Annotated in this window: 26 protein-coding genes, 1 tRNA gene and 1 riboswitch; of the genes, 11 read left to right on the top strand and 16 right to left on the bottom strand. The window is 63.4% G+C overall.

The features are described 5' to 3' along the window. Positions 1-113 precede the first annotated feature (113 nt). Positions 114-1091 carry a thioredoxin gene (gene trxA / locus CO656_RS13530; protein ID WP_097526135.1) on the bottom strand — a complete coding sequence of 326 codons (978 nt, stop codon included), beginning with the start codon at positions 1089-1091 and terminating at the stop codon, positions 114-116. Positions 1092-1152: 61 nt separating this feature from the next. Then, a complete protein-coding gene (locus CO656_RS13525) occupies positions 1153-1662 on the bottom strand; it encodes a prolyl-tRNA synthetase associated domain-containing protein (RefSeq protein WP_037418183.1) in 510 nt (169 codons plus the stop codon). A gap of 252 nt (positions 1663-1914) precedes the next feature. Here CO656_RS13525 and CO656_RS13520 point away from each other — a divergent pair. Beyond that, positions 1915-1989 (top strand) — tRNA-Gly (locus tag CO656_RS13520). 150 nt (positions 1990-2139) lie between these two features. After that, a complete protein-coding gene (locus CO656_RS13515) occupies positions 2140-2832 on the top strand; it encodes a hypothetical protein (RefSeq protein WP_097526134.1) in 693 nt (230 codons plus the stop codon). A gap of 447 nt (positions 2833-3279) precedes the next feature. On the opposite strand, the gene CO656_RS13510 is transcribed toward CO656_RS13515, so the two are convergent. The 8 genes from CO656_RS13510 to CO656_RS13475 form a co-directional block, all read right to left on the bottom strand. Beyond that, a complete protein-coding gene (locus CO656_RS13510; protein ID WP_097526217.1) occupies positions 3280-4296 on the bottom strand; it encodes an aldose epimerase family protein in 1017 nt (338 codons plus the stop codon). Between the two features lie 82 nt (positions 4297-4378). After that, complete coding sequence (locus CO656_RS13505; RefSeq protein WP_097526133.1) at positions 4379-5563, bottom strand: VWA domain-containing protein; 1185 nt, start codon at positions 5561-5563, stop codon at positions 4379-4381. Continuing rightward, positions 5563-6486 (bottom strand): homoserine O-succinyltransferase, encoded by a 924-nt coding sequence (gene metA / locus CO656_RS13500; RefSeq protein WP_097526132.1) that lies wholly within the window; start codon positions 6484-6486, stop codon positions 5563-5565. Before metA ends, CO656_RS13505 begins: the two co-directional genes overlap by 1 nt. Before the next feature lie 61 nt (positions 6487-6547). Next, positions 6548-6625, bottom strand: a riboswitch (SAM riboswitch). 334 nt (positions 6626-6959) lie between these two features. After that, the gene (locus CO656_RS31395) at positions 6960-7259 is read right to left on the bottom strand and encodes an NUDIX domain-containing protein (protein ID WP_337441791.1); all 300 of its coding nucleotides are present in this window, start codon (positions 7257-7259) and stop codon (positions 6960-6962) included. Further along, positions 7256-8095 (bottom strand): MoxR family ATPase, encoded by an 840-nt coding sequence (locus CO656_RS13490; RefSeq protein ID WP_097526131.1) that lies wholly within the window; start codon positions 8093-8095, stop codon positions 7256-7258. Before CO656_RS13490 ends, CO656_RS31395 begins: the two co-directional genes overlap by 4 nt. 48 nt (positions 8096-8143) lie before the next feature. After that, entirely contained in the window at positions 8144-8524 is a 381-nt protein-coding gene (locus tag CO656_RS13485) for a RidA family protein (RefSeq protein ID WP_097526130.1), read from the bottom strand. A gap of 11 nt (positions 8525-8535) precedes the next feature. Beyond that, on the bottom strand, positions 8536-9141 hold the full coding sequence (gene leuD / locus CO656_RS13480; RefSeq protein ID WP_097526129.1) for a 3-isopropylmalate dehydratase small subunit: 606 nt from the start codon (positions 9139-9141) through the stop codon (positions 8536-8538). 123 nt (positions 9142-9264) lie between these two features. Then, on the bottom strand, positions 9265-9507 hold the full coding sequence (locus tag CO656_RS13475) for a hypothetical protein (RefSeq protein ID WP_097526128.1): 243 nt from the start codon (positions 9505-9507) through the stop codon (positions 9265-9267). Positions 9508-9608: 101 nt separating this feature from the next. Between CO656_RS13475 and CO656_RS13470 the strand changes: the two genes are divergently transcribed. Further along, positions 9609-10514, top strand: coding sequence for a CoA ester lyase (locus CO656_RS13470; protein WP_097526127.1), 906 nt, complete (start codon positions 9609-9611; stop codon positions 10512-10514). Beyond that, positions 10511-10717, top strand: coding sequence for a DUF1737 domain-containing protein (locus CO656_RS13465; protein ID WP_097526126.1), 207 nt, complete (start codon positions 10511-10513; stop codon positions 10715-10717). Before CO656_RS13470 ends, CO656_RS13465 begins: the two co-directional genes overlap by 4 nt. A 21-nt stretch (positions 10718-10738) precedes the next feature. Here the strand turns inward: CO656_RS13465 and CO656_RS13460 are convergent, their stop codons facing one another. Beyond that, positions 10739-11953, bottom strand: a complete 1215-nt coding sequence (locus CO656_RS13460) for a ubiquinone biosynthesis hydroxylase (RefSeq protein ID WP_097526125.1) — start codon at positions 11951-11953, stop codon at positions 10739-10741. A gap of 183 nt (positions 11954-12136) precedes the next feature. Between CO656_RS13460 and tesB the strand changes: the two genes are divergently transcribed. From tesB to CO656_RS13430, 6 genes are all read left to right on the top strand, one after another. Then, positions 12137-13015, top strand: a complete 879-nt coding sequence (gene tesB / locus CO656_RS13455; RefSeq protein WP_097526124.1) for an acyl-CoA thioesterase II — start codon at positions 12137-12139, stop codon at positions 13013-13015. A gap of 251 nt (positions 13016-13266) precedes the next feature. Further along, positions 13267-13605: a P-II family nitrogen regulator gene (locus CO656_RS13450; RefSeq protein WP_014766401.1), complete on the top strand. Its 339-nt coding sequence runs from the start codon at positions 13267-13269 to the stop codon at positions 13603-13605. A 26-nt stretch (positions 13606-13631) separates the two neighbouring features. Beyond that, on the top strand, positions 13632-15059 hold the full coding sequence (locus tag CO656_RS13445; protein ID WP_037418009.1) for an ammonium transporter: 1428 nt from the start codon (positions 13632-13634) through the stop codon (positions 15057-15059). Between the two features lie 338 nt (positions 15060-15397). Further along, positions 15398-18052 carry a DNA translocase FtsK gene (locus CO656_RS13440; RefSeq protein WP_097526123.1) on the top strand — a complete coding sequence of 885 codons (2655 nt, stop codon included), beginning with the start codon at positions 15398-15400 and terminating at the stop codon, positions 18050-18052. Between the two features lie 115 nt (positions 18053-18167). After that, entirely contained in the window at positions 18168-18830 is a 663-nt protein-coding gene (locus CO656_RS13435) for an outer membrane lipoprotein carrier protein LolA (protein WP_097526216.1), read from the top strand. 129 nt (positions 18831-18959) lie between these two features. Next, on the top strand, positions 18960-19766 hold the full coding sequence (locus CO656_RS13430) for an exodeoxyribonuclease III (protein WP_097526122.1): 807 nt from the start codon (positions 18960-18962) through the stop codon (positions 19764-19766). Between the two features lie 30 nt (positions 19767-19796). Here CO656_RS13430 and CO656_RS13425 read toward each other — a convergent pair whose 3' ends face one another. Both CO656_RS13425 and CO656_RS13420 read right to left on the bottom strand, forming a co-directional pair. Beyond that, entirely contained in the window at positions 19797-20252 is a 456-nt protein-coding gene (locus CO656_RS13425; RefSeq protein ID WP_097526121.1) for a Crp/Fnr family transcriptional regulator, read from the bottom strand. Positions 20253-20314: 62 nt separating this feature from the next. Next, positions 20315-20998 (bottom strand): response regulator transcription factor, encoded by a 684-nt coding sequence (locus tag CO656_RS13420; RefSeq protein WP_037390380.1) that lies wholly within the window; start codon positions 20996-20998, stop codon positions 20315-20317. A gap of 144 nt (positions 20999-21142) precedes the next feature. On the opposite strand from CO656_RS13420, the gene CO656_RS13415 reads away from it, so the two are divergent. Beyond that, positions 21143-21691, top strand: a complete 549-nt coding sequence (locus CO656_RS13415) for a L,D-transpeptidase (protein ID WP_097526120.1) — start codon at positions 21143-21145, stop codon at positions 21689-21691. A gap of 12 nt (positions 21692-21703) precedes the next feature. On the opposite strand, the gene CO656_RS13410 is transcribed toward CO656_RS13415, so the two are convergent. The 3 genes from CO656_RS13410 to CO656_RS13395 all read right to left on the bottom strand — a co-directional run bounded on the left by CO656_RS13410 (position 21704) and on the right by CO656_RS13395 (position 25048). Beyond that, positions 21704-22243 (bottom strand): histidine phosphatase family protein, encoded by a 540-nt coding sequence (locus CO656_RS13410; RefSeq protein ID WP_097526119.1) that lies wholly within the window; start codon positions 22241-22243, stop codon positions 21704-21706. A gap of 143 nt (positions 22244-22386) precedes the next feature. Further along, positions 22387-23796: a 3-isopropylmalate dehydratase large subunit gene (gene leuC, locus CO656_RS13405; protein WP_097526118.1), complete on the bottom strand. Its 1410-nt coding sequence runs from the start codon at positions 23794-23796 to the stop codon at positions 22387-22389. 433 nt (positions 23797-24229) lie between these two features. Then, entirely contained in the window at positions 24230-25048 is an 819-nt protein-coding gene (locus CO656_RS13395) for an amino acid ABC transporter permease (protein ID WP_037418189.1), read from the bottom strand. Between the last annotated feature and the right edge of the window lie 93 nt (positions 25049-25141).

The raw sequence follows: 25141 nt of genomic DNA, 5'->3' as shown, positions 1-25141 counted from the left end.
CATTTCATAAACGCGGGCCGCACGCTCAAGAAATGGTGCATCCCTCGAAAATCTCAAGGCAAAAGCTGCGATCGGAGACGCAAAAAACGGCTCGGCTGCCGGCTGTCTTCCGGTCAGGAGAAGAGAAGAGAAGACAGCTTGCGCCGGGCGGCAATCGTCGTCGGATCCTTCGGTCCCCAGACTTCGAAGAAGGACAGGAGCTCGCGCCGGGCGGCGTCGTCCTCGAAGCTGCGGTCGCGCTTCATGATCGTCAGGAGATGCTCGGCGGCGCCGGTCCTGTCGCCCTCGACATTGCGGATCTTGGCAAGCTTCAGCCGTGCCGCGTGGTCGTCCGGGTTGTGCGCCAGTTGCTGCTCGAGAGCCACCGGATCGCCGAGCTTGCGAGCCTCCTCGATCTGATCGAGCTTCTTCGAAACAGCACCGATTGCCGCGGCTTTCGCCAGTTCTTCCGGCAGTTGCGAGAGCGCCTGGCGCGCCTCGGCAAGCTGGCCGAGCGCGATCATGCATTCGACCACGCCGGCGATCGCCTCGGTGTTTTCCGGCTCCGCCTGCAGCACGGCGCCGTAGAGGCCGGCGGCGTTCTGGGCATCGCCGGCTTCGAAAAGCGCCTTGGCGTCGGCAAGCACGGCCTCGACCTCTGCCTTGGAATCGTCGACGGCCGGGCCGGCGATACGGTCGATGAACTGCTTGATCTGGCTCTCGGGGATAGCGCCCATGAAGCCGTCGACGGGACGCCCCCCGACAAAGGCGATGACCGCCGGGATCGACTGGATGCCGAGCTGTCCGGCGATCGACGGATGGTCGTCGATGTTCATCTTGACGAGCTTTACGCGGCCGGCGGCTTCCTTGACCACCTTCTCGATGACCGGCGTCAGCTGTTTGCAGGGGCCGCACCAGGGTGCCCAGAAATCGACCAGCACCGGCTGCTGGCGCGAGGCCTCGAGCACGTCGCGGGCGAAGGCGGCGGTGGTCGTCTCCTTGATCAGGTCGCCGGCGGCCGCGGCATTCGGTGCCGGCTGCCCGCCGAACGAGGCCGAGGCCGTCATCTGGTTGCCGAAGGAACCTGCATAGGGATTGTCGCTACCGCCCATTCTTCTCTCTCCTCGCGGGCTTGCCGCCCGACTTGATGCTTTCCGCGCCAAAGATCGTATGTCAGGCCGTCACTTTCAAGACAAGCGGCTCGTGTCCGGTCGCCTCCATGAAGCGCAGCATATCGGTGGCGGCGATCGAGGTCGTCTGGTCGTTCGAGAGCGGGTGGCAGTTGATCGTGTCGAATTCCATCAGCCCCTCGTCGAGAATGATCTTCACCTTGCCCGAGGTGTCGTTGATCGCGCCGAAGGCGGTCACGGCGCCGGGGATCACGCCCAGATATTCCATCAGCTTCTCCGGCTTGCCGAAGGAGACCTTGCTGGCCGCGCCGATGGTCTGATGAATGGTCTTCAGGTCCACCGTCGCATTCTCCTCGACGGTCAGCAGGAAATAATTGTCCTTTTTGTCCTTCAGGAACAGGTTTTTTGTATGTCCGCCGGGAATTTCATCGCGCAGCGCCACCGATTCGGCGACGGTAAAGACCGGCTGATGCTGCTTCGTCCTGTGCTCGATACCGAGTTCGTCGAGAAAGCGGAATAGGTCTTCCGCGGATTTCGGCTGTGCCTCGCTCATCATCTTGATCCTTCCGACGGCTTTAGATTTTGTCCTGCTTTACGAGGAAGGGCCGGCTTACGCAATCTCAAGGGCGGCCAACGGCGGGGGATCGCGGCATGGCGGCCTTTTGGGATTAGCCCGAAAAAATTCTTGCCTTCCGCGCCATTTCCCTGTTGCATTTGAAAAATCGATAGGCCATATAGCGCCGGTCGCCGCAAGACGGGGCGGCAACCCACGGTCCACAGACTACCCCGGACCTGGGTCTGATGAGCGGGTGTAGCTCAGGGGTAGAGCACAACCTTGCCAAGGTTGGGGTCGAGGGTTCGAATCCCTTCGCCCGCTCCAGTTTTCTCAAAGATTATCAGCAGCTTTCTAGCAGCTTTTGCCTGTCTAAAACGCGTCCTAACAAGCTCACTGTCAGCGCTCGCGAGCACTTGCTTAAAGTTGTTGACAGGAATCTCGTTTATTGAATCTATGGGCGTAGGAGATTTCGGGATGAGCTACCTGATAGGAGTGGGACTATACACGCCTGCGGAAGCAGGACGCCTCCTTCACGTGCCCGCGTCGAAAATCTCTCGATGGCTGCGCGGACACTCCGTCAAGGGTTCTACGTACGCACCGCTCTGGGCTCCGGCAATCAATCTTGGTGATGATCGGTTGGTGCTCGACTTCAGAGACCTGATGGAAATCAGAGTTGCAGACGCGTTCATTCGAGCAGGTATTTCAGCAATAAAGGTGCGCGCTGCAATTCAGATTGCCCGTGAGGAGCTCGGCCGCGACCACCCTCTTTCTACCGACCGATTTCGGACTGATGGACGTAAGATATTCTTGCACGTCATCGAGACCGACCCCGACGGCCAGGAACGAGAACGCCTGCTGAACATCTTTCGCCGCCAGTATGAGTTCAAGGGAATCATCGACCCAATATTGAAGACGGGGGACTTCGCGGAGAATGGCGACCCTCTGCTTTGGTGGCCAGGAGGGCGGCGGTTGAACGTTGTTGTCGACCCTGCGCGTTCATTTGGGCAACCAATTGATGCCGCCTCAAGCGTGCCAACTGCCATATTGGACGCGGCCGCAAAGCAAGAGGGCATTGTCGGCGCAGCTCGGGCCTTTGACGTGCCCGAATCATCGGTGCGCCGCGCCGTGGAATTTGAAGGTTCTCTCAGTCAGCGGATGGCTGCGTGAAGGTTCTGTTCGACAACTGCACCTCGCCAGTTCTCGCCTCAACATTACATGGTTTCATAAGTCACTTTGGCCACTCGGCCCTGCACATCAAAGATCTCTCCGGCTTACCGCGCGGGCGAAATTCACCGATTTGGAATGGATAGAATTTCTGCGCACCTCAGCGGAATCGTGGATGTTCATCACCGGAGATACCCGAGTTCTCAGAAATTCGGCAGAACGAGCAGCACTACGCTCCGCTGGGTTACACGGCTTTGTCTTGGCGCCCGCCTATCAAAAATCGCCTATGCACATGGTGGCAGCGACAATCGTTTCCAGATGGCCTGACATGTATCATCTGACAAGCATCGTTGCCGCACCTTCGATGCACGAGTTCCGATCGGCAAACACACGAAGCTTCGCTCTCTCCCTCTTTGAGCACCTTTAGATACTTCGCGCTATATATCCGTTTCAGCTCTTGGCGAAAACGTAGTCCGTCTCTTGCCGGAGCACCTCACCCGGCCTCAGCACACCATTCGGAAAACCTCGGTGGTTCACCGCATCGGGCCAGACTTGCGTCTCGAGGCAGAAGCCGGCGAAGGGGCCGTAGCGGCGGCCTTCGAGGCCAGAGACCGGCACGTTCAGTTTGGATCCGGTGTAAAGCTGGACGCCGGGCTCGGTCGTCCGCACCTCCAGCGAGACGCCGGAATTGATGCTGCGCACCAGCGCCACCGAGCGCTTCCGCATGCGCTCCGGCGAGAGGCAGAAATTATGGTCATAGGCGATCCTGTCGCCTTGCATCTGGCGCTTGAGCGAGGTCATCTCGCGGAGGTCGAAGGCAGTGCCGGCGACGGGGCGGATTTCGCCGGTCGGGATCAGCCGCTCGTCCGTCGGCAGGTAATGGTCGGCGGCGATCATGATGTCATGGCCGCGCGCGTCCTCGCCGCCGTCGAGATTGAAATAGCTGTGCTGGCAGACATTGGCGAGCGTCGGCGCGTCGGTCTCGGTTTCGTAGAGGACGTTCAGCGTGCCGCCCGGCTTCAGCGCATAGGTGCAGGTCACCGTGCAGTTGCCGGGATAGCCGGCGCGGCCATCGGGATCGGTGATCCGGAGCGTCACGCTGCCCTCCGCCCGGTCGAGGATCGTCCAGTTGCGCTTGCCGATATTGTCGCTGCCGCCGTGCAGATGTGTGACGCCCTTCTCGTTGAGCTCGAGTTGATAGGCCTTGCCGTCGAGCATGAAGCGCCCGTCGCCGATGCGGTTGGCGTTGCGCCCGGGCGTGGCGCCGAAATAGGAGGAATGGGCCGGATAGCTTTGGAAATCCTCAAAGCCGAGCACGAGCGGCGCCTGATGGCCGTCGAGCCGCAGGTCCTGGATGACCGAGCCCCAGGTCAAAACCCTGGCGGTCAGCCCGCCGCCCGTGAGCGTCAGCCGATGCACCGGTTCGCCGGACGGCAGGTGGCCGAAGATTTCCGTGTCGGTGCTCATCGTTTCTCCCCTCGCGACATCATCCAAGCGGGCGACAAACTGCGTCATTTCCGGCGGGGCGGCAACCGGAAAGTCACACTTTTCAACGCGACAATTCTTTGGTCGCCGCCTGCAGGCCGGCGAGCGTCAGCGGGAACATCCGCCCGTGAAAGAGCGCGCGGATCACGCCGATCGAATGGGTATGGCGCCAATGGCTCTCCGGCACCGGGTTGAGCCAGATCGACCGCGGGAAATGCGCCGTCAGGCGCTCGAGCCAGAGCGCCCCCGCTTCGTCGTTCCAGTGCTCGACCGAGCCGCCCGGATGGCTGATCTCGTAGGGGCTCATCGCGGCGTCGCCCACGAAGATGGCGCGGTAATCGCTGCCATAGGTGCGCAGGACCTCCGTGGTGCGGGTAATGTCGGCGCGGCGGCGGCGATTGTCCTTCCACAGGCCCTCATAGACGCAATTGTGGAAGTAGAAATAGTCCATCTGGCGGAACTCGGCGCGGGCCGCCGAGAACAGCTCCTCGACGATGCGGATGTGGTCGTCCATCGATCCGCCGACGTCGAAGAACATCAGGAGCTTGACGGCATTGCGGCGCTCCGGCCGGGTGACCACGTCGAGATAGCCGTGCTCGGCGGTGGAACGGATCGTGCCGGAGAGGTCGAGTTCGTCGGCCGCCCCTTGGCGCACCCAGCGCCTGAGCCGCTTCAGCGCCACCTTGATGTTGCGGGTACCGAGCTCGACTGTGTCGTCGTAGTCCTTGAACTCGCGCCGGTCCCAGACCTTGACCGCACGCCGATGACGCGAGCCTTCCTGGCCGATCCTGATACCTTCGGGATTGTAGCCATAGGCGCCGAAGGGCGAGGTGCCGGCCGTGCCGATCCATTTCGAGCCGCCCTGGTGACGGCCGGTCTGCTCGGCAAGCCGCTGGCGCAGCGTCTCCATCAGCCTGTCGAAACCGCCGAGCGCCTCGACGAGCTTCTTCTCCTCCTCGGTCAGATATTTCTCGGCGAGCTTCTTCAGCCATTCCTCGGGGATCGCCACTTCGGCAACATTCTGCGACGGGGAAACCGCTTGGAGCCCGGCGAAGCAATGCCGGAACACCCGGTCGAAGCGGTCGATGTAGCGCTCGTCCTTGATCAGCGCCGTGCGCGCCAAAAAATAGAAGGCCTCCACGTCAAAGGCGGCGATCCCCTTCTCCATTCCCTCGATCAGCGACAGAAACTCCCGAAGCGTCACCGGGATCTTCTCTGCCTTCAGTTCGAGGAAGAAGGGGATGAACATCACTCTCCGCTGCCGATCTTTTCGAGCTCGTAGGGTGTCGTCTGGTACATCTCGTTGATCCAGTTGCCGAAGAAGAGATGCGCATGGCTGCGCCAGCGGTTCTGCGGCGGCAGGGTCGAATCATTGTGCGGAAAGTAGTCGTGCGGCAGCTTGATCGGCACGCCGGCATCGACGTCGCGGAAATATTCGTCCGAAAGCGAAGTTGAATCATATTCGACATGATTGAACATGTAGAGCCGGTTGCCCTTCTTCTCGTGCACCAGGCAAACGCCCATCTCCTTCGATTCCATCAGGATCTCGAGGCTCGGAACCCGGTCGATATCGGCGCGGCGCACCTCGGTCCAGCGCGACACGGGGACGGCGAAGTCATCGGAAAAGCCGTTCAGATAGACCGACGAGGGCTTGAGGTTCTGGTGGCGATAGACGCCGAAGGCCTTTTCCTTGAGCGGATATTTCGGAACACCGTGAAAGTGGTAGATCCCCGCCATCGCGCCCCAACAGACGTTCAGCGTCGAGTGCACATGCGTTTCCGTCCAGTCGAAGATGCGCTTGAGCTCGTCCCAATAGGTGACCTCTTCATAGTCGAGCGTCTCGACCGGGGCGCCGGTGATGATGAAGCCGTCGAACTTGCGGCCCTTGACCTCCTCCCAGGTCTCGTAGAAGGCGAAGAGATGCTCCTCGGGCGTGTTCTTCGGCCGGTAGCCGCCGATGCGCACCAGCGTCAGCTCCACCTGCAGCGGCGTCGCGCCGATCAGCCGGGCGATCTGGATTTCCGTCTTGATCTTGTTCGGCATCAGGTTCAAGAGCCCGATCTGCAGCGGCCGGATGTCCTGGCGGACCGCCGCCGTCTCGGTCATCACCCGCACGCCCTCGTTGACGAGCGTTTCGAAGGCGGGCAGCGTATCGGGAATCTTGATGGGCATGGTTCCACTCGATCAATACAAAAAAACCGGCGGCGAGATGATCGCGACCGGTCCTCGGAAATCCGTTCTTTCCTCGGCCCTTTAGCGATTTCTTTAACGTGGCTGCAAGCCGGCCGGCCAAATCACCACAGGATCGTTTGATAGCGTGGCGCGGGGCAGGTGGTCAATGGAAAAGGAGTCTTGGGGTTTGCGGCCCCTCATCCGGCCTGCCGGCCACCTCTCCCCGTTCAACGGGGAGAAGGGACTCGCGGCGGCGCCCAAGCTCTCCCCCCCGCGAGCGGGGGCTAGTCCTCGGGTTAAGCCCGAGGAGAGGGGCAAACCCGAGGAAAAGGGCGAAGCGTCGCGCACTGCAGCAAGTCCAGACCTTCCTGCATTCCGTACCCCAGACGCGTGACGGCCTTTTCGGGGCTCATCCAAAAGAAGCGGAAGCGGATCGGCGCTCCACCGCCGTCCGGCGTCATTTCGTGATGCAGTCATGTTTGCCGCTGTTCGCCTTCAAGGGCGACGTGGAAATAGTGGCGGCGATGGCAGATTTCCCTATCACCTTTCCCGTAGCGAAAATCCCGGGTGGCGAATTGCGTCGCCGTGTCCGGCAGCGTGAGCCCGGTCTCCTCGAAAAATTCCCGACGGGCCGCGCCTTCCGGGCTCTCGCCCGGCTCAATCGTGCCGCCCGGCACCTGCAGCTCGATTTCGGGAAAATCCGGTTCGTCGAAGACCAGCAGCGAACCCCGCCAGGTGGCGTAGATCAGGACCTTTTGCGCGTCCGGGCTCATGCGTCGCGGCGCGCCATGAAGGCCAGGCGCTCGAACAGGTGCACGTCCTGCTCGTTCTTTAAAAGGGCGCCGTGCAGCTTCGGCAGCATCGATTTTGGATCGGCGCGCAGGTCGGCCGGATCGATCTCATCGGCGACCAGAAGGCGGATCCAGTCGAGAGCCTCGGAGGTCGAGGGCTTCTTTTTGAGCCCCGGCACCTCGCGGATGCCGTAGAAGGCGGCAAGGGCCGCCGATAGCAGGGTCTTGCGGATGCCCGGATAGTGGACCTCGACGATGCGGGCGAGCGTCTCGGCATCGGGAAAGCGGATATAGTGGAAGAAGCAGCGGCGCAGGAAGGCGTCCGGCAGTTCCTTTTCGTTGTTCGAAGTGATGACGACGATCGGCCGGTGTCGCGCGCGGATCGTCTCGCCGGTCTCGTAGACGTGGAACTCCATCCGGTCGAGTTCCTGCAAGAGGTCGTTGGGAAATTCAATGTCCGCCTTGTCGATCTCGTCGATCAGCAGCACCACCTTTTCCGACGCCTCGAAAGCCTGCCAGAGCTTGCCCTTGCGGATATAGTTCTTCACGTCGTTGACGCGGGCGTCGCCGAGCTGGCTGTCGCGCAGCCGCGAGACGGCGTCGTAATCGTAGAGCCCCTGCTGCGCCTTGGTGGTCGATTTGACGCTCCACTCTATGAGGTCGAGGCCAAGTGCCGCGGCGATCTGGCGGGCGAGCTCGGTCTTGCCGGTGCCTGGCTCGCCCTTGACGAGCAGCGGCCGCTCCAGCCTTATCGCCGCATTGACGGCGACCATCAGGTCCTTGTCGGCAATATAGTCGGCGGTACCTTCAAACTGCATGGACCTGCTACTCTCGAGGTTGATGAATGCGCGAAAACCGATCCCGCCTCACCCGCGAAATGCCGTGACCTCGATTTCGATCAGCATTTCCGGGCGGATCAGGTCGCAAACGACCATCGTCGCGGCTGGGCGGATCTCGCCGAAAACCCCGCCGAAAATCGGGAAGACCCGGTCGGCGAAGCTGGCGTCGGTGACGTAGTAATGATTGCGCACGACGTCCGAGAGCGAGAAGCCGGCTTCCTTCAGCGCAGCCTCGATCGTCTTCAGGCAGTTGCGCGCCTGTTCCTCGACCGTCTTCGGCATGGTCATGCTGGCGTAGTCGTAGCCGGTCGTGCCGGAGACGAAGCACCAGTCGCCCTTGACGACGGCACGCGAATAGCCTGCCGTCTTCTCGAAGGGCGATCCGGTCGAAATCAGCCTGCGCGTCATCCGCGAGCCGTTCAGGCCCAGGGGCGCGATGCGGCGGTCGACTTCTCGAAGCTGTCGATGGCGCCCGCCTTTTCGAGCGTCAGGCCGATGTCGTCGAGGCCGTTCAGCAGGCAATGGCGCTTGAAGGCATCGATCTCGAACTTGATCGAACCGCCGTCCGGGCCGGTGATTTCCTGGGCTTCCAGATCGACAGACAAGACGGCATTGGAGCCGCGGTTGGCATCGTCCATCAGCTTGTCGAGGTCGGCCTGGCTGACGACGATCGGCAGGATGCCGTTCTTGAAACAGTTGTTGTAGAAGATGTCGGCGAAAGACGTCGAGATGACGCAGCGGATGCCGAAATCGAGGAGCGCCCAGGGCGCATGCTCGCGCGAGGAGCCGCAGCCGAAATTGTCGCCGGCAACCAGGATCTTGGCGTTCTGATAGGCCGGCTTGTTGAGCACGAAATCGGGGTTCGGCGTGCCGTCCTCGTTGTAGCGCGCCTCGGCGAAAAGCCCCGTGCCGAGGCCGGTGCGCTTGATCGTCTTCAGGTAGTCCTTCGGGATGATCATGTCCGTGTCGATGTTGACGACGGGCAGGGGCGCAGCAACGCCGGTGAGCTTGACGAACTTGTCCATGGTCTAGCCTTCGATTTCAGCGGAAGTGTTGGGAGAGCGTTTAGATCAGTTTCGCGCCGAAATGAAGGAGAATCTGTGCTGCGGGCCTTGGCGGCTCGCTTCTGGAGCGTCCTTTGAGCGTTTCTAGAGATCGATGATCGTGCCGCGCCCGTCGTTCCAGATCCGCATTTCGCGCTGCTGGCCGGCATTTGCCCGGGCCCGTGCCGGCATCGGCTTCGCCCTGAACCGCGCGGCGATCGCACTGCCGATCGCGACGACGGCGGCGATGCCGGCAAGCGCCAGGGCGAGCGAGGCGGTCAGCACGAAGGCCGCGACCGTGATGGCAATGGCGGCGGCCGTGAAAAGAACAGAGCGGATGCTTTGCATGTTCGTCACCTTTCTTTAAGCCATGTGGTGGCTCGCGGCACCGCTTGCAAGAGGGGCCTTCGACCTTGCGCAAGGCAACAAAGGCGGGCACAACGGGTTGCATGACACGTGCGACAGATCATCATCCCGTGCGGCTCCGCCGCTCCGTGCTTAGCGTTCCTGCCGACAATCCCCGCGCGCTCGCCAAGATCAAGGACCTTGCCGCAGACGCGGTGATCTTCGACCTCGAGGATGCCGTGACGCCCGAGCACAAGGCGCAAGCCCGCGACGCCCTTGTCAGCCATCTGTCCGCAAACCGTCCCGACGGCGAAGCGATCATCCGCATCAATGTGGCGGAATCGGGATTCCGCGAAGCGGATCTTGCCGCCTCGGTCGTGCTGCGCCCGGACGCCATTCTTCTGCCGAAGGTCGAAAGCCCTGCCGACATCCAAGCGGTGCTCGATTGGCTCTCCGACAACGACGCGCCCGAAAGCCTGCGGCTCTGGGCGATGATCGAGACGCCGCGCGGTGTCATCAACGTGCCGGCGATCGCCGAGATGGGGCGCACCGTCGGCGGTCGGCTCGATTGCTTCGTCGTCGGCCTCAACGACCTGCGCAAGGCGACGGGCGTTCCCGCCCTTCCCGGCCGCACCTATCTCGTGCCATGGCTGATGCAGGTCCTGCTTGCCGCCCGCGGCAGCGGTCTCGACGCCATCGACGCGGTCTTCAACGATTTTCGCGACGCGGAGGGTTTTGGGACCGAGTGCCGGCAGGGGCGCGACATGGGGTACGACGGCAAGATGCTGATCCACCCCGCCCAGATCGACGAAGCCAATCGCTGCTTCGGCATAGACCAGGCGGCGCTCGACGAGGCGCGCGCGATCATCGATGCCTTCGCCCGGCCGGAACATGCCGGCAAGGGCGTGATCAATCTCGACGGCCGCATGGTCGAGCGCCTCCATCTCGACCAGGCCCTGAAACTCGCCGCGAAAGCGAACATTATCGAAAGGCGAAAGGTGAAACCTTGATACTCTACAGATTTCTGACGGGCCCCGACGACGCTTCGTTCTGCCACAAGGTGACGGCGGCTTTGAACCAGGGTTGGAGCCTGCACGGCTCGCCCACCTATGCCTTCAACGCCGATACCCAGCACATGCAATGCGGCCAGGCGGTGGTGAAAGAGGTGGAGGGCAAGGATTACCAGCCGGATATGAAGCTGTCGGAGCAGTGAGACCGAACCCCGAGCGCTTCCTCAGATAGGCTGCCCCGACAGCAATCGCGGGTCCGCTTCGCCGGCAATGCCGGCCGCCTGGCGGATAAAGAAATTCTTGAGCGACGGCAGGCGATCGACGAGGCCGAGGCCGACGTCGCGCAGCACCCTCACCGGCGTGATGTCGTTGGAGAACAGCCGGTTCAGCACATCCGTCGTCACGCCCATCCGGAACGTGTCGAAGCGCCGCCAGATCTGGTAGCGCTCGAGGACGGCGAGCGAGCCGATATCGAGGCCGAGGCGATCCGCCTCGACGATCGTTTCGGCAAGGGCGGCCACGTCCTTGAAGCCGAGATTGAGGCCCTGGCCGGAGATCGGGTGGATGCCGTGGGCGGCATCGCCCGCCAGCGCGAAACGGGGGGCGACGAAATCGCGCGCCAGCGTCAGGCCGAGCGGAAAGGCCCTGCGGCCGCCCACCACCTTGAGATGGCCGAGCTTGTGGCCGAAGCGGCGCTGCAGCTCCTCCTCGAAAATGAAGTCATCCTCTTTCAACAGCCTTTCGGCATCGTAGCTGCTCTCCGTCCAGACGAGCGAGGAGCGATTGTTCTTGAGCGGCAGGGTGGCGAAGGGGCCGGCCGGCAGGAAATGCTCCTCCGCCGTGCCGCCATGCGGCCGCTCGTGCTCGACCGTGGTCACGATGCCGGACTGGCCGTAATCGAACTCGACGACCTTGATGCCGGCCGCCTCGCGCAATTTCGAACGCACGCCGTCGCAGGCGACCAGCAGCCGCGCCTCGAGCGCCTCGCCGCCGGCGAGCGTCACGGCAACAGCGTGGTCGCCGCTCTTGAAGCTCTCGACCATCGCCGCCTGGCGGATCGCCACGCCGAGCTCCAGGCAGGCGTCGCGCAAGGCGCCGACCAGCGCGGTGTTCGGCACCATATGCGCAAAGGGACGGCCCTCGCCGCCGTCGCCCTCGAAGGTCAGGAACACCGGACGGACGGGATCGGCGGCTTTCGAATCGGTGATCACCATTCGGAGGATCGGTTCGGCCTCCGGCGCGATCGCGCTCCAGACCCCGAGCACGTCGAGCATGCGCTCTGCGGCAAGCGCCACCGCGGAGGCCCGTTCGTCCCTTTTCCAGGCGTCCTCCGGCGCACCGTCTACGACCGTCACGGCGAAATGGGGAGCCGCTTTCTTCAGCGATACGGCAAGCGACAGGCCGACATAACCGCCTCCGGCAATCAGTACATCGATCATCCCGCCTTCTCCCGTCGCACTTGAGCATCGATCCGTGCGTATATAGATCAATGCCATCGCCGTTCCTACTGCTGCATGTCTCCTTGAGTCGGGGCGATTTAAGGAGACATGCAGCAACTCAAAGTGTACAGCCGCCTTTGCGCGTCTGAAAAGACGCGCGCCGCTGTAGAGGAGACCGCCGAAATGTCGCGCCCCGCCGAAACCCCCATGGATGCGCTTCTCGCCATTCTCGATCTCGAGAAGCTCGAGGAGAATCTGTTCCGCGGCTTGAGCCCCCAGGTCGGGTGGCAGCGGGTGTTCGGAGGGCAGGTGATCGGCCAGGCGCTCGTTGCCGCGCAACGCACCGTGGATGCCGGCCGCTACGTCCATTCGCTGCACGCCTATTTCCTGCGGCCCGGCGACCCGACCGTGCCGATTATCTACGAGGTCGACCGCATCCGCGACGGATCGAGCTTCGCGACGCGCCGCGTCGTGGCGATCCAGCACGGCAAGGCGATCTTCTCCATGTCGGCCTCCTTCCAGTTCGACGAGGGCGGTTTCGACCATCAGTTCGACATGCCCGACGTGCCGATGCCGGAAGCCCTGCCGGGCGAAAAGGAGCTGCGGGAGAAATTCCTCGTCCATGCACCGGAAGCGATCCGCCGTTATTGGGAACGGCCGCGGCCGATCGAGATCCGGCCGACCTCGCTCGAGCACTATTTCTCACGCGACAAGGCCGCGCCGCGGCAGGACGTCTGGGTGAAGGCCGTCGGCCAGGTGCCGGACGAGCGGCATCTGCAGGCGGCCGTGCTTGCCTACCTCTCCGACATGACCCTGCTCGATACCTCGCTCTATGCGCACGGCACCTCGGTCTTCGATCGGACGCTGCAGGTCGCGAGCCTCGACCATGCCATGTGGTTCCATCGGCCCTCCAAAATGGACGACTGGCTGCTCTACACCCAGGACAGTCCGAGCGCGCATGGCGCACGCGGCATGACGCGCGGCAGCCTGTTCGATCGTTCCGGCGTGCTGATCGCCTCGGTGGCGCAGGAAGGCCTGATCCGTAAAAAGGCAGTTGAGTAAAAAATAAACAATATTGAGCCATTTTTTGGCTTTTGCCTATTTTATCGGCTTTTTAATTGGCTGCTTTTTTAGCATTCCGCGCCGGCGAGCGCAGGAGTCGTGGTTTTTTCGTGTCTTTTCCTGAATTTACGCCGCCTAAATTGAATCTGGCACGCCCCTTGAATGTGACTTTTCGGTTGCCCAGCGCTTCACGCGCTTAAGCAGCAAGGAGAGACGGCCTCCGCGCGGAGGCAGACAAGGATGGGAAGCCGATGAAAATTGTGATGGCCATTATCAAGCCGTTCAAGCTCGATGAGGTTCGCGAAGCCCTGACCGCCGTAGGCATCCAGGGTTTGACCGTGACCGAAGTGAAGGGCTACGGCCGCCAGAAGGGGCACACCGAAATTTACCGTGGCACCGAATACGCCGTAAGCTTCCTGCCGAAGCTGAAGATCGAGATCGCGGTTCCGTCGGAGATCGTTGACAAGGCCGTCGACGCGATCGCCTCGGCCGCCAAGACCGGCCAGATCGGCGACGGCAAGATCTTCGTCTATTCGATTGACCACGCCGTGCGCATCCGCACCGGCGAAACCGATTCAGAAGCGCTGTAAGAGCGCCGATCAGGGAGCATTTTTCGATGTCGTCATTCAACCTTTCCACTTCTCTTCGACGCGTGGGCGCCACCGCCGCCGCCTTGCTCGCGCCGGTCGTTGCCTTTGCCCAGGAGGCGGCGCCCGCCGCTGCCGAGGCCGTTGCAGCAACGCCGGTTCCGGACAAGGGCGACACCACCTGGATGCTGCTGTCGACCATCCTCGTCCTCCTGATGACCATTCCCGGGCTCGCGCTCTTCTATGGCGGTCTTGTGCGTGCCAAGAACATGCTGTCGGTGCTGATGCAGGTTCTGATGATCACCGCCGTCGTGATGATCATCTGGGTGACCTACGGCTATTCGCTGGCCTTCACCGATGGCGGCTCGCTCAATTCCTTTATCGGCGGCTTCTCGAAAATGTTCCTGGCCGGCGTTGACACGACGACGCTTGCGGAAAGCTTCTCGAAGGGCGTCTTCATCCCCGAATACGTCTTCGTCGTCTTCCAGATGACCTTCGCCTGCATCACCCCGGCGCTGATCGTCGGCGCCTTCGCCGAGCGCATCAAGTTCTCGGCCGTCATGCTGTTCGTCATCCTGTGGGTCACCTTCGTCTACTTCCCGGTCGCCCACATGGTCTGGTTCTGGGGCGGCCCGAGCGCCTATACGGCCCCGACCGGCCTGATCTTCTCCTTCGGCGCGATCGATTTCGCCGGCGGCACCGTCGTCCACATCAATGCCGGCATCGCGGGCCTCGTTGGCGCGATCATGCTCGGCAAGCGCACGGGCTACAAGAAAGAGATCATGGCTCCGCATTCGATGACGCTTACTATGGTCGGCGCCTCGCTGCTGTGGGTCGGCTGGTTCGGCTTCAATGCCGGCTCGAACCTCGAAGCCAATGCTTACGCGGCCCTCGCCATGATCAACACCTTCCTGGCGACCGCAGCTGCGATCATCTCCTGGGCCGTCGTCGAAACGCTCGTCCGCGGCAAGGCTTCGATGCTCGGTGCCGCCTCGGGTGCCGTTGCCGGTCTCGTCGCGGTGACCCCGGCCGCCGGCTTTGCCGGCCCGATGGGCGCGATCGTGCTCGGCCTCGCCGTCTCGCCGGTCTGCTACTTCTTCGTCGACGTGGTGAAGAACAAGTTCCACTATGACGACAGCCTCGACGTCTTCGGCATCCACGGCGTCGGCGGCATCCTCGGTGCGATCGCAACCGGCATCCTCGTCAATCCGGCGCTCGGCGGTGCAGGCATCGTTGACTATTCGACCGCCGACTTCGCCGCCGGCTACGCCGGCACGGCAACGCAGGTCTGGGCGCAGCTGAAGGGCGTCCTCGTCACCGTCGTCTGGTCCGGTATCGGTTCCGCCATCCTCTTCAAGGTGGTCGATGCGATCGTCGGCCTGCGCGTCTCGGTCGAAGCGGAGCGCGAAGGCCTCGACCTCTCCTCGCACGGCGAGGCCGCCTACCACGCCAGCTAAGCGCGATTGCGGCGCCGGCAAAAAACGGCGCCGCCAAAAGTCCCGTCGCGATCCGCATATTTCGTGGATCGCCTTTCGCCCGGATCTCGCGATCCGGGCTTTTTTTGTTCCTCGACCGGCCTATCCACCGGTAATTCGGCGCCACACGCGGATGGTTAATGTCGCATTAACCCTACTACGCTTAGGTTGATTCCATGGCACGCAATGTGCCCGGAGCATTCTGCGCCGAAACCGGTTGGGGTCGGGCAAGGATGTTCTGCAATCAATGGCTGGAATGTTCCCACCGTTACTCGCAAAATGCGTGGCGCTCCGGCGGATCGAAACGGACAGCAGGCAATATGAGCAGAAGCAACCCCGCAACGCTTGACAGCCGTACCAACCGGTTCGTGCTGACCACCTTCCTCTGGCGCCAGACCGCGTCGCTGGCGGGTTTTGCGCTGTTCGGCACCCTGGCGCTCGCCGTTGCCGCTCTTTCGACCTGGAACGTTGCCGATCCGAGCTTCTCCTATGCCACCTCGGAGGAGCCGACCAACCTGCTCGGCTATGCTGGCGCCGCCTTTGCCGACATCTTCATGCAATTCTTCGGCCTGGCAAGCGTCGTGGCGCTGCTGCCGGCCGTCGCCTGGGCGCTCGTGCTCATCGGCAACAAGCCCTTCGACAAGGTCGTGAAGCGGTTCTGCCTTTGGTTCGTCGGCTCGGTGCTCGCAAGCGCCGCCTTGAGTTGCGTGCCGGCGCCGATCACCTGGCCATTGCCGAACGGTCTCGGCGGCGTCTTCGGCGACATGATCCTGCGTTTCCCGGCCCTCTTCACCGGCACGTTCCCGACCGGCACCTTCGCGACCGTTCTCGCCTGCCTCTTCGCCGGGCCGGCGGCCTGGGCGCTGATCTTCAGCGCCGGCCTGATCGGCGTCAGCGACGAGGCGGAAGAGGAGCAGGCACCCGAACCCGTTCCCAGCAAGGCGCGCACTATCCGCGAAGAACTCGAGGATGAGGACGACGAAGGTCCGCTGACCCTGCTGATGGGTTCTCTCGCTCATATGCGCTTCACGGCACAGGCCCGGCTGCGGCGGGCCATCGGCATGAGCGCCAGCCGCGCCAAGCGCCAGTACGACGAGCCCTATGATTTCAACAACGACGAGTTCGGCACCCTCAACGAGCCGGTCCGGCCGAAGGCGCAGGTGGGCGGCGCGCGCATCGAACCGTCGCTCGAGCGTGCCGAACGCCGCGTCGTCACGCCGCCGCCGATCGTCGCCGACGAAGACGACCCGCCCTTCGACATCGACGAGCCCCGCCCCGCCGGCATCCTGCCGGACGACGAGGACGATATTGCCGCCGACTGGGCGCCGAGACCGGCCCCCGCCAAGCCGATGGTCGCGATAGGCGGCTCGCGGGTCGCTCCGCCGCCGGCACGGCCGAAGAGCGGACAGCGCGTCGAACGGGAAGCCCAGCGCTCCTTCGTCGAGGATGACGGCGACTTCGCGCTGCCGCCGATCCATTTCCTCGCCGAGCCGAAGAATGTGGCGCGCGATGCCTCGCTTTCGGCCGATGCGCTCGAACAGAATGCCCGCATGCTCGAAGGCGTGCTCGAGGATTTCGGCGTCAAGGGCGAGATCATCCATGTCCGCCCCGGCCCCGTGGTCACCCTCTACGAACTCGAACCGGCGCCCGGCATCAAGTCGTCGCGCGTCATCGGCCTTGCCGACGACATCGCCCGCTCGATGAGCGCGATCGCCGCCCGCGTCGCCGTCGTGCCGGGCCGCAACGCCATCGGCATCGAACTGCCGAACCAGCGGCGCGAAATGGTCTATCTGCGCGAGCTGATCGGCTCGCGCGACTTCGAGACCACCAAGACCAAGCTCGCCATGGCGCTCGGCAAGACGATCGGCGGCGAACCGGTCGTCGCCGACCTCGCCAAGATGCCGCATCTGCTCGTCGCCGGCACCACCGGCTCGGGCAAGTCGGTGGCAATCAACACGATGATCCTGTCGCTGCTCTATCGGCTCACCCCCGACCAGTGCCGGCTGATCATGATCGATCCGAAGATGCTCGAGCTTTCCGTCTATGACGGCATTCCGCATCTGCTCTCGCCGGTCGTCACCGACCCGAAAAAGGCCGTCGTCGCGCTCAAATGGACCGTGCGCGAGATGGAAGAGCGCTACAAGAAGATGTCGAAGATCGGCGTCCGCAACATCGACGGCTTCAACACCCGCGTCGAGCAGGCGCTGTTGAAGGGCGAAGCGATCACCCGCACCGTCCAGACCGGCTTCGACCGCCAGACCGGCGAAGCCGTCTATGAGACCGAAGAATTCGACCTTTCGCCGATGCCTTATATCGTCGTCATCATCGACGAGATGGCCGACCTGATGATGGTCGCCGGCAAGGACATCGAAGGGGCGGTACAGCGGCTCGCCCAGATGGCGCGCGCCGCCGGCATCCACGTCATCATGGCGACGCAGCGCCCGTCGGTCGACGTCATCACCGGCACGATCAAGGCGAACTTCCCGACCCGCATCTCCTTCCAGGTGACCTCGAAGATCGACAGCCGCACTATTCTCGGCGAACAGGGTGCCGAGCAGCTGCTGGGCCAGGGCGACATGCTCTACATGGCCGGCGGGGGGCGCATCCAGCGCGTCCACGGCCCCTTCGTCTCCGACACCGAAGTGGAAGAGGTGGTCGCCTATCTGAAGACGCAAGGGGTGCCGCAATATCTCGACGCGATCACCGAGGACGACGACGAGGAGAACGACGGCGGCGGACCGGCCGGCACCTCGAACCTTGCCGATTCCGAGGACCCCTACGACCAGGCGGTGGCGATCGTGCTGCGTGACGGCAAGGCCTCGACCTCCTACGTGCAGCGGCGCCTCGGCATCGGCTATAATAGGGCGGCATCGCTGATCGAGCGGATGGAGCAGGAAGGCATCATCGGTCCGGCCAACCATGCCGGCAAGCGCGAAATCCTGGTGCCGACCGAGGCGGAGATCACGGGCCGGTAAGTCTGAAAGACCGGCCGGTAACGGTCATTTGAGAGGCGGGCCGCCGCGGCAGCAGATAACGCCTTGAAGGCGCCCCACTTGCGCTCCAAATGACGCTGATATGAAGGAGACTGCGATGACAGAGACAAGAAACGGCGGCGGCGACACTCGGGCGATCTCGCGGCGCGTCTTCGTTTGCGGCCTGGCAGCGCTCGCAGGCATCGCCGGCACGACGCTGGACGCGGCCCCCGCTTCGGCGCAGGCCCCCGCCGTCGCCCAGAAGATCGCCGATCATTTTTCATCGGTGAAGACGATGGCGGGCGAATTCGTCCAGTTCGGTCCGCGCGGCGAGCAGACCGGCGGAAAGTTCTACATCCGCCGCCCCGGCCGCATCCGCTTCAACTACGAGGCGCCGTCGCCGATGCGCGTCATCGCCGACGGACGGTCGGTGGTCATCGGCAATATGAAGCTGAAGACCTGGGACATCTATCCCTTGTCGAAGACGCCGCTCAATCTGCTTCTGAGCGAGCGGATCGATCTCCGCAGCCGCATGGTGCGCGACGTCCGGGTCGAACCCGACCTCATCACCATCGTGCTCGGCGACCGCTCGATCTTCGGCGACTCGACCATCACCATGATGTTCGACCCGCGGACCTACAATCTCAGGCAATGGACGATCACCGACGCGCAGAAGAAAGACACCTCGGTGATGATCTTCAACGTGCAGACCGGCATCGCACTGGACGACAAGGTGTTCCGCATTCCCTATGACGAGGTGCGCAACAAGGGCGGCAAATAGCCATAGGGGCGTGGCCGCGACAGGACTCCAGGGCCGCCTTCGGGCGGCCTTTTTCATGCTTGTCGATTGGCCCCGGACCTGCTTAAAACGCCCGTACTGCCGGACATCCCGCTATTCAGAGGAATGAGAATGCCGCTTTCCATCGCCACGTGGAACATCAACTCCGTCCGCCTGCGCATGCCGCTCGTGGAGCATCTGCTGGTGAATTGGCAGCCCGACATCCTCTGCCTGCAGGAGACCAAGTGCCCGGACGATCAGTTTCCGTCCGCACCTTTGAAGAAGCTCGGCTACAACTACATCGAAATGCACGGGCAGAAGGGCTATCACGGCGTTGCGACCATTTCCCGCCTGCCGCTGACCGAATTGACCGATCGCCGCGACTATTGCGGCGTCGGCGATGCACGCCATCTCTCCGTCGTCTTCGCGGCCGGCGGCAAGACCATCCGCCTGCACAATTTCTATGTGCCGGCCGGCGGGGACGAGCCGGATCGCACCATCAACCCGAAATTCGGCCACAAGCTCGATTTTGTCGACGAGATGAAGCTGTTGCACGCCGAGGCCGAGGCGGGCATTTCCTCGATTCTGGTCGGCGACCTCAACATCGCGCCGCTCGAGCACGACGTCTGGTCGCACAAGCAGCTCCTGAAGATCGTCAGCCACACGCCCGTCGAAACCGACGGGCTCACCACCGTCATGACCGGCGGCTCCTGGGTCGACCTGATGCGCCAGCACACCCCGCCGCCCGAGAGGCTCTACACCTGGTGGAGCTACCGGGCCAAGGACTGGGCCGCCGCCGACCGCGGCCGCCGCCTCGACCATATCTGGTCCTCGGCCGATCTCGCGACGAAACTCCTGCGCGTCGACATCCTCCGGGAAGCACGCGGCTGGGAGCGCCCCTCGGACCATGTGCCGGTGATTGCACATTTCGAGCTTTGAGATCGCCACGCGCTTGGGAAGCATCTTCGACTAGGCAAAACGCCCGGCGAGCGCCTCGACGCGGCGGATCATCGCCTGCAGATTGTCGCGGATCCGGGCTTCGACCATTGCCGTCACCTCCGGGTATTCTTCCAGCATGCGGCGGAAAAGCGGCCGGTTGATGCGGATCACCTCGCTGTCCTCGTCCGCGGTCGCGGTGAACTTGCGCTCGACCATCGAGATCAGCGCCAGTTCCGATAGCAGAGCGCCGCGGCCGACGCTGTCGACCTGCTGCGGCCGGCCCTCGGCATTGAGCTTGGAGAGCGAAAAGCTCCCGGCGGCGACCGCATAGGCGCAGTCCGCCGGCGCCCCTTCGCGAAAGAGCTCGTGGCCCTTCGCCAAGCGACGACGCTCGGCGCCGAAGGCGATCAGCCGAAGCTTGTCGTCGCCGATATCGGCGAAGAGCGAGACGTTGGACAGAAGCGCGATGTCGTCATTGAGCGTCACGCAGCAATTCTCCTGACTCACCTACGAGCAAGATGGGGAGGGGAAAACCCGCAAATCCCGCCTTACGGAACGATCTTGTAGCCGCCGTTCTCTGTCACCAAAATCTCGGCATTGGAAGGGTCGCGTTCGATTTTCTGGCGCAGCCGGTAGACATGCGTCTCGAGCGTGTGGGTCGTCACGCCGGAATTATAGCCCCAGACCTCCTCGAGCAGGACGTCGCGGGTCACCACCTTCTGGTCGGCCCGGTAAAGGTAGCGGATGATCGCCGCCTCCTTCTCGGTCAGCCGGATCTTCTGGCCGTTATCCAACGTCAGCAATTTTTGGCTCGGCTTGAACGTGTAGGGACCGACGCTGAAGGTAGCGTCCTCGCTCTGCTCATGCTGGCGCAGCTGGGCGCGGATACGGGCCAGCAGCACGGCGAAACGGAAGGGCTTGGTGACATAGTCGTTGGCGCCGGCCTCGAGCCCGAGGATCGTGTCCGAATCGGTATCGTGACCGGTCAGCATGATGATCGGCGCCTTGAATCCGCTCTTGCGCAACAGCTTCACCGCCTCGCGGCCGTCCATGTCCGGCAGGCCGACATCCATGATCAACAGGTCCACCTGGCGGGCGCGCGCCGTCTGGATACCCTTGCCGGCGGTCGCTTCCTGCAGGAGGTCGAACTCCTCGTAAAGAGAGAGCTGCTCTATCAACGTCTCACGCAGGTCATTGTCATCGTCGACAAGGAGGATAGTGCGCGTCGCCATGGGACAGTTCCTGTTGCTTCCTGAATTTCAAACTAGCTCAAATGCCGCCCTTGGCAAAGCGCGGCGGCCGCGCAATCTTGTCGCCTTGGAACCGTGCTTAGGGTGGCCGCGAGCTCACGGGCAAAGCAAGAATTTGTGAGAATAATGCGCAAGAAAACGTCGGGAGTAAGATCGCGGAAATCCACCATTGTGGTGCGCACTGCGCCGCGCGATCGCCGCCGCGCGCTTCTGAGCTTCGACGGAAAGACCGAGCAGGCGGCGATCGGGCGAAGCGGCCTCACGGCCATGAAGCGGGAAGGCGATGGCGCAACGCCGCGGGCGACGATGAGGCTGATCGGCGGGTTCGCGCGCCGGGACCGCGTGTCCCTGCCGCCGACACGGCTGCCGATCCGCAGGACCCGCCGCGACATGCTCTGGTGCGACGCGCCGGGCCACGCCTCCTACAACCGCCCCGTCAGGGCACCGTTTGCCGCAAGCCACGAGGCGATGATGCGCGATGACGGACTATACGACATCTGCCTCGTCATGGATTGGAACATCTCGTCCAGGCGGCGACAAGCCGGCTCGGCGATCTTCTTTCATCTCATTCGCCCCGGTTATGAGCCGACGCAAGGCTGCATCGCCGTCAGCTTGCCGGCGATGAAGCGGCTGCTGAGGCATATGCGCCGGGGAACGGCTGTCCGGGTGGCATAGCCGCGAAGACCGTCATTGCTTCTGCTTGAGCATGCGCGGCGTCACGAACCGGACGAGGCGGCCGCTGCCGGGCTCGATCTCCGACCATTGCCCGGCATCGAAATCGATGACCGCGAGGGCGGCCGTGGGAAATTTTTCACGCAGGCGCGGCAGCGCCTCGCCCTCGCCGGCAAGGAGCAGTGCAAGCTCCTCCATGCCTGGATTGTGCCCGACGAGGAGGAGGCTGCGCACCGACGGCTCCACGCCCCGTATCACGCCGAGAATGGCTTTGGCCGCGACCTCGTAGATCCCGACGGCGTCACGGGAGTCGACGCTGGCCGGCAACGCCTCGGCCACCAGTTCCCAGGTCTCCTGGGCGCGTCGCGCCGTGGAAACAAGCGCCAGATCCGGCACGAGGCCCTGCTCGGCCATATAGGCGCCAATCACCGGGGCAGCCTTTCGCCCGCGCCCGGCGAGCGGCCGGCGATGGTCGGCCACGCCTTCGGGCCAGGCGGATTTCGCATGGCGGAGCAGCATCAGGCGGCGTGCGGCGGTCTCATCGTGATCAGCCATGAGGTTCTTCGCGGGTCAGGTGGAACGCGGCCATTGTGGCACCGTTGACGCCACTTGTCTGCCCGCGGAAGCTTCTTGTGACGCTCAATGAAAAAGGCCGCCCTCGAGAGGGCGGCCAAATTGCCGGAAAAGTTCGAACCGGCTTATTTCCACTCGCGGATATCGACGAAATGGCCCGCCACCGCGGCGGCGGCGGCCATTGCGGGGGAGACAAGATGGGTGCGGCCCTTGAAGCCCTGGCGGCCCTCGAAGTTGCGGTTCGAGGTCGAGGCGCAGCGCTCGCCCGGCTTCAGCCGGTCGTCGTTCATCGCCAGGCACATCGAGCAGCCCGGTTCGCGCCAGTCGAAGCCGGCCTCCTTGAAGATCCTGTCGAGACCCTCGGCCTCCGCCTGTTCCTTGACGAGGCCCGAGCCCGGCACGATCATCGCCGAAACGGTCGGGGCGACCTTGCGACCTTCGACGACCTTGGCAACGGCGCGCAGGTCCTCGATGCGACCGTTTGTGCAGGAGCCGATGAACACCCGGTCGATGGCGATGTCGGTGATCTTCGTGCCCGGCTTCAGGCCCATATAGTCGAGCGCCCGCCATTTGGAAGCGCGCTTGGTCTCGTCCTGGATGTCGTCCGGATTCGGAACGGCGCCCTGGACCGAGATGACGTCTTCCGGAGAGGAGCCCCAGGAGACGATCGGCGGCAAGTTGGCCGCGTCGAGCACGACGACCCGGTCGTAATGGGCGCCCTCGTCGGTGTGCAGCGTCTTCCAGTAGTCGAGCGCCATGTCCCAGGCATTGCCCTTCGGCGCGCGCGGCTTGTCCTTGATATAGGCGAAGGTCGTCTCGTCCGGCGCGATCAGGCCGGCGCGGGCGCCGCCTTCGATCGTCATGTTGCAGACCGTCATGCGGCCTTCCATCGACAGCGAACGGATCGCCTCGCCGGCGAATTCAATGACGTGGCCGGTGCCGCCGGCGGTGCCGATCTCGCCGATGATGGCGAGGATGATGTCCTTGGCGGTGACGCCGGGCGGCAACTGCCCGTCGACGCGCACCAGCATGTTCTTCGCCTTCTTCTGGATTAGCGTCTGGGTGGCCAGCACGTGCTCCACTTCCGACGTGCCGATGCCGTGCGCCAAAGCACCGAAGGCGCCATGCGTCGAGGTGTGGCTGTCGCCGCAGACGATCGTCATGCCCGGCAGCGTGAAGCCCTGCTCGGGTCCGACGATATGGACGATGCCCTGGCGCTTGTCGTTCTCCGAATAATATTCGACGCCGAAATCGGCGGCGTTCTTGGCAAGCGCCTCGACCTGGATTCGGCTTTCCTCGTTCTTGATGCCGAGATGGCGGTCCGGCGAGGTCGGCACGTTATGGTCGACGACGGCCAGCGTCTTTTCCGGCGCCCGGACCTTGCGGCCGGCCATGCGCAGTCCTTCGAAGGCCTGCGGACTCGTCACCTCGTGCACGAGGTGACGGTCGATGTAGAGCAGACAGGTGCCGTCATCCTGTTGATTGACCAGATGATCGTCCCAGATCTTGTCATAGAGGGTACGCGGTGCGCTCATAGCGAGATATCCATCGAATTTTAAAATACGGAAAAGCCGGCGGCGATGCTGCCGGAAACAACGCTGATCAGGCGATCAGGATAGGCGGCTCGTCAGAGCGCCGCAGACATGCGCAAAGAACCGTGCCGGCAGACGCTTGTGGTCCTGCAGCACGACGATTTTCTGGGCGCGACATCCGAACTTGGATTCCATGGCCGGTGCTCATATCAATTTTTCGACTGTTCGGCAATTGGCGAGATGGCAGGCAGTGGACGGTCAGAGCCCTCCCCAACCCCTCCCCACAAGGGGGAGGGGCTTGGCGCGCGCGGCACCCTCTTCGATCACCTCGGCGCAAGAGGCGGCTGCAGCGGTGCAGAAGGGAGGTTTGGGCGCGGCATCGGAGCCCCTCCCCCATGTGGGGGGTTGGGGAGGGGCCTTGCGAGGGGAACGCGCCCTACCGCGCCTCTGCCCTTCTCAGCCGCCGCTCGAGCCCCCGAAGCGCCAGCGACAGACCGATCGTCAGGATGAGATAGACATAGGCGACGATCGAATAGGTCTCGAAGAAGCGGAACGAGCCCGAGGCGTAGACCTTGCCCATCTGGGTGATGTCGGCGACGCCGAGCACCGAGACGAGTGAGGAGTCCTTGACCATCGCCACGAAGTCGTTGCCGAGCGGCGGCAGGATGACGCGGATCGCCTGAGGGAGGACGACGAGCCGGAAGCGCTGGTAGCGCGTCAGGCCGAGCGCCTTGGCCGCCTCCACCTGCCCCTTGTCGACGGAAAGGATGCCGGCGCGGAAGACCTCGGCGATGAAGGCGGAATAGCCGATCATCAGCGCGATGATCGCCCGCCACATCAGCGAAACGTCGCGCACGACGAGCGGCTCCATGACGCCCGCCTTGACGAGCGGCGTCGCCAGGAAATTGACGGCTGTCACCAGCGCCGGCGCACCGACGAAGGCGATATAGAAGAGCAGGACGAGGATCGGCACGCCGCGAATGACTTCCGTGTAGAAGCGCGCCGCCTGGCGCAGTGCCGCGTGCTCGGAAAGCGCCATCAGCGCCACGCCGAGGCCGAGCATGGTCGCGAGCGCGAAGCCGACCAGGGTTACGAAGACGGTGACGCCGAGACCTTTCAGGACGACCGCGAAGACCTGAGCGAAGATGTCATTGGCGGCGATCACCGCGGCGAGCGCCACGGCGATTACAAGGAGGGCGACCAGCCACCAGGGATAGTCGCCCTTCTCGGAAGCGGATGAATTCACCGGCGCCATCGTGATTCCATAGTTGAGACGCGGGATGCGAGCGGAAAATCGCATGCACTTTTCCTCATCCCGCTCCACAGCGCCGCGCGTCCAATAGGACGC

Source organism: Sinorhizobium sp. FG01 (genome assembly GCF_002531875.1).
GTDB classification, from domain to species: Bacteria; Pseudomonadota; Alphaproteobacteria; order Rhizobiales; family Rhizobiaceae; genus Sinorhizobium; species Sinorhizobium fredii_C.
The sequence above is the reverse complement of the archived record's forward strand: the minus strand, read 5'-3'. Positions and strand labels throughout refer to the sequence as shown.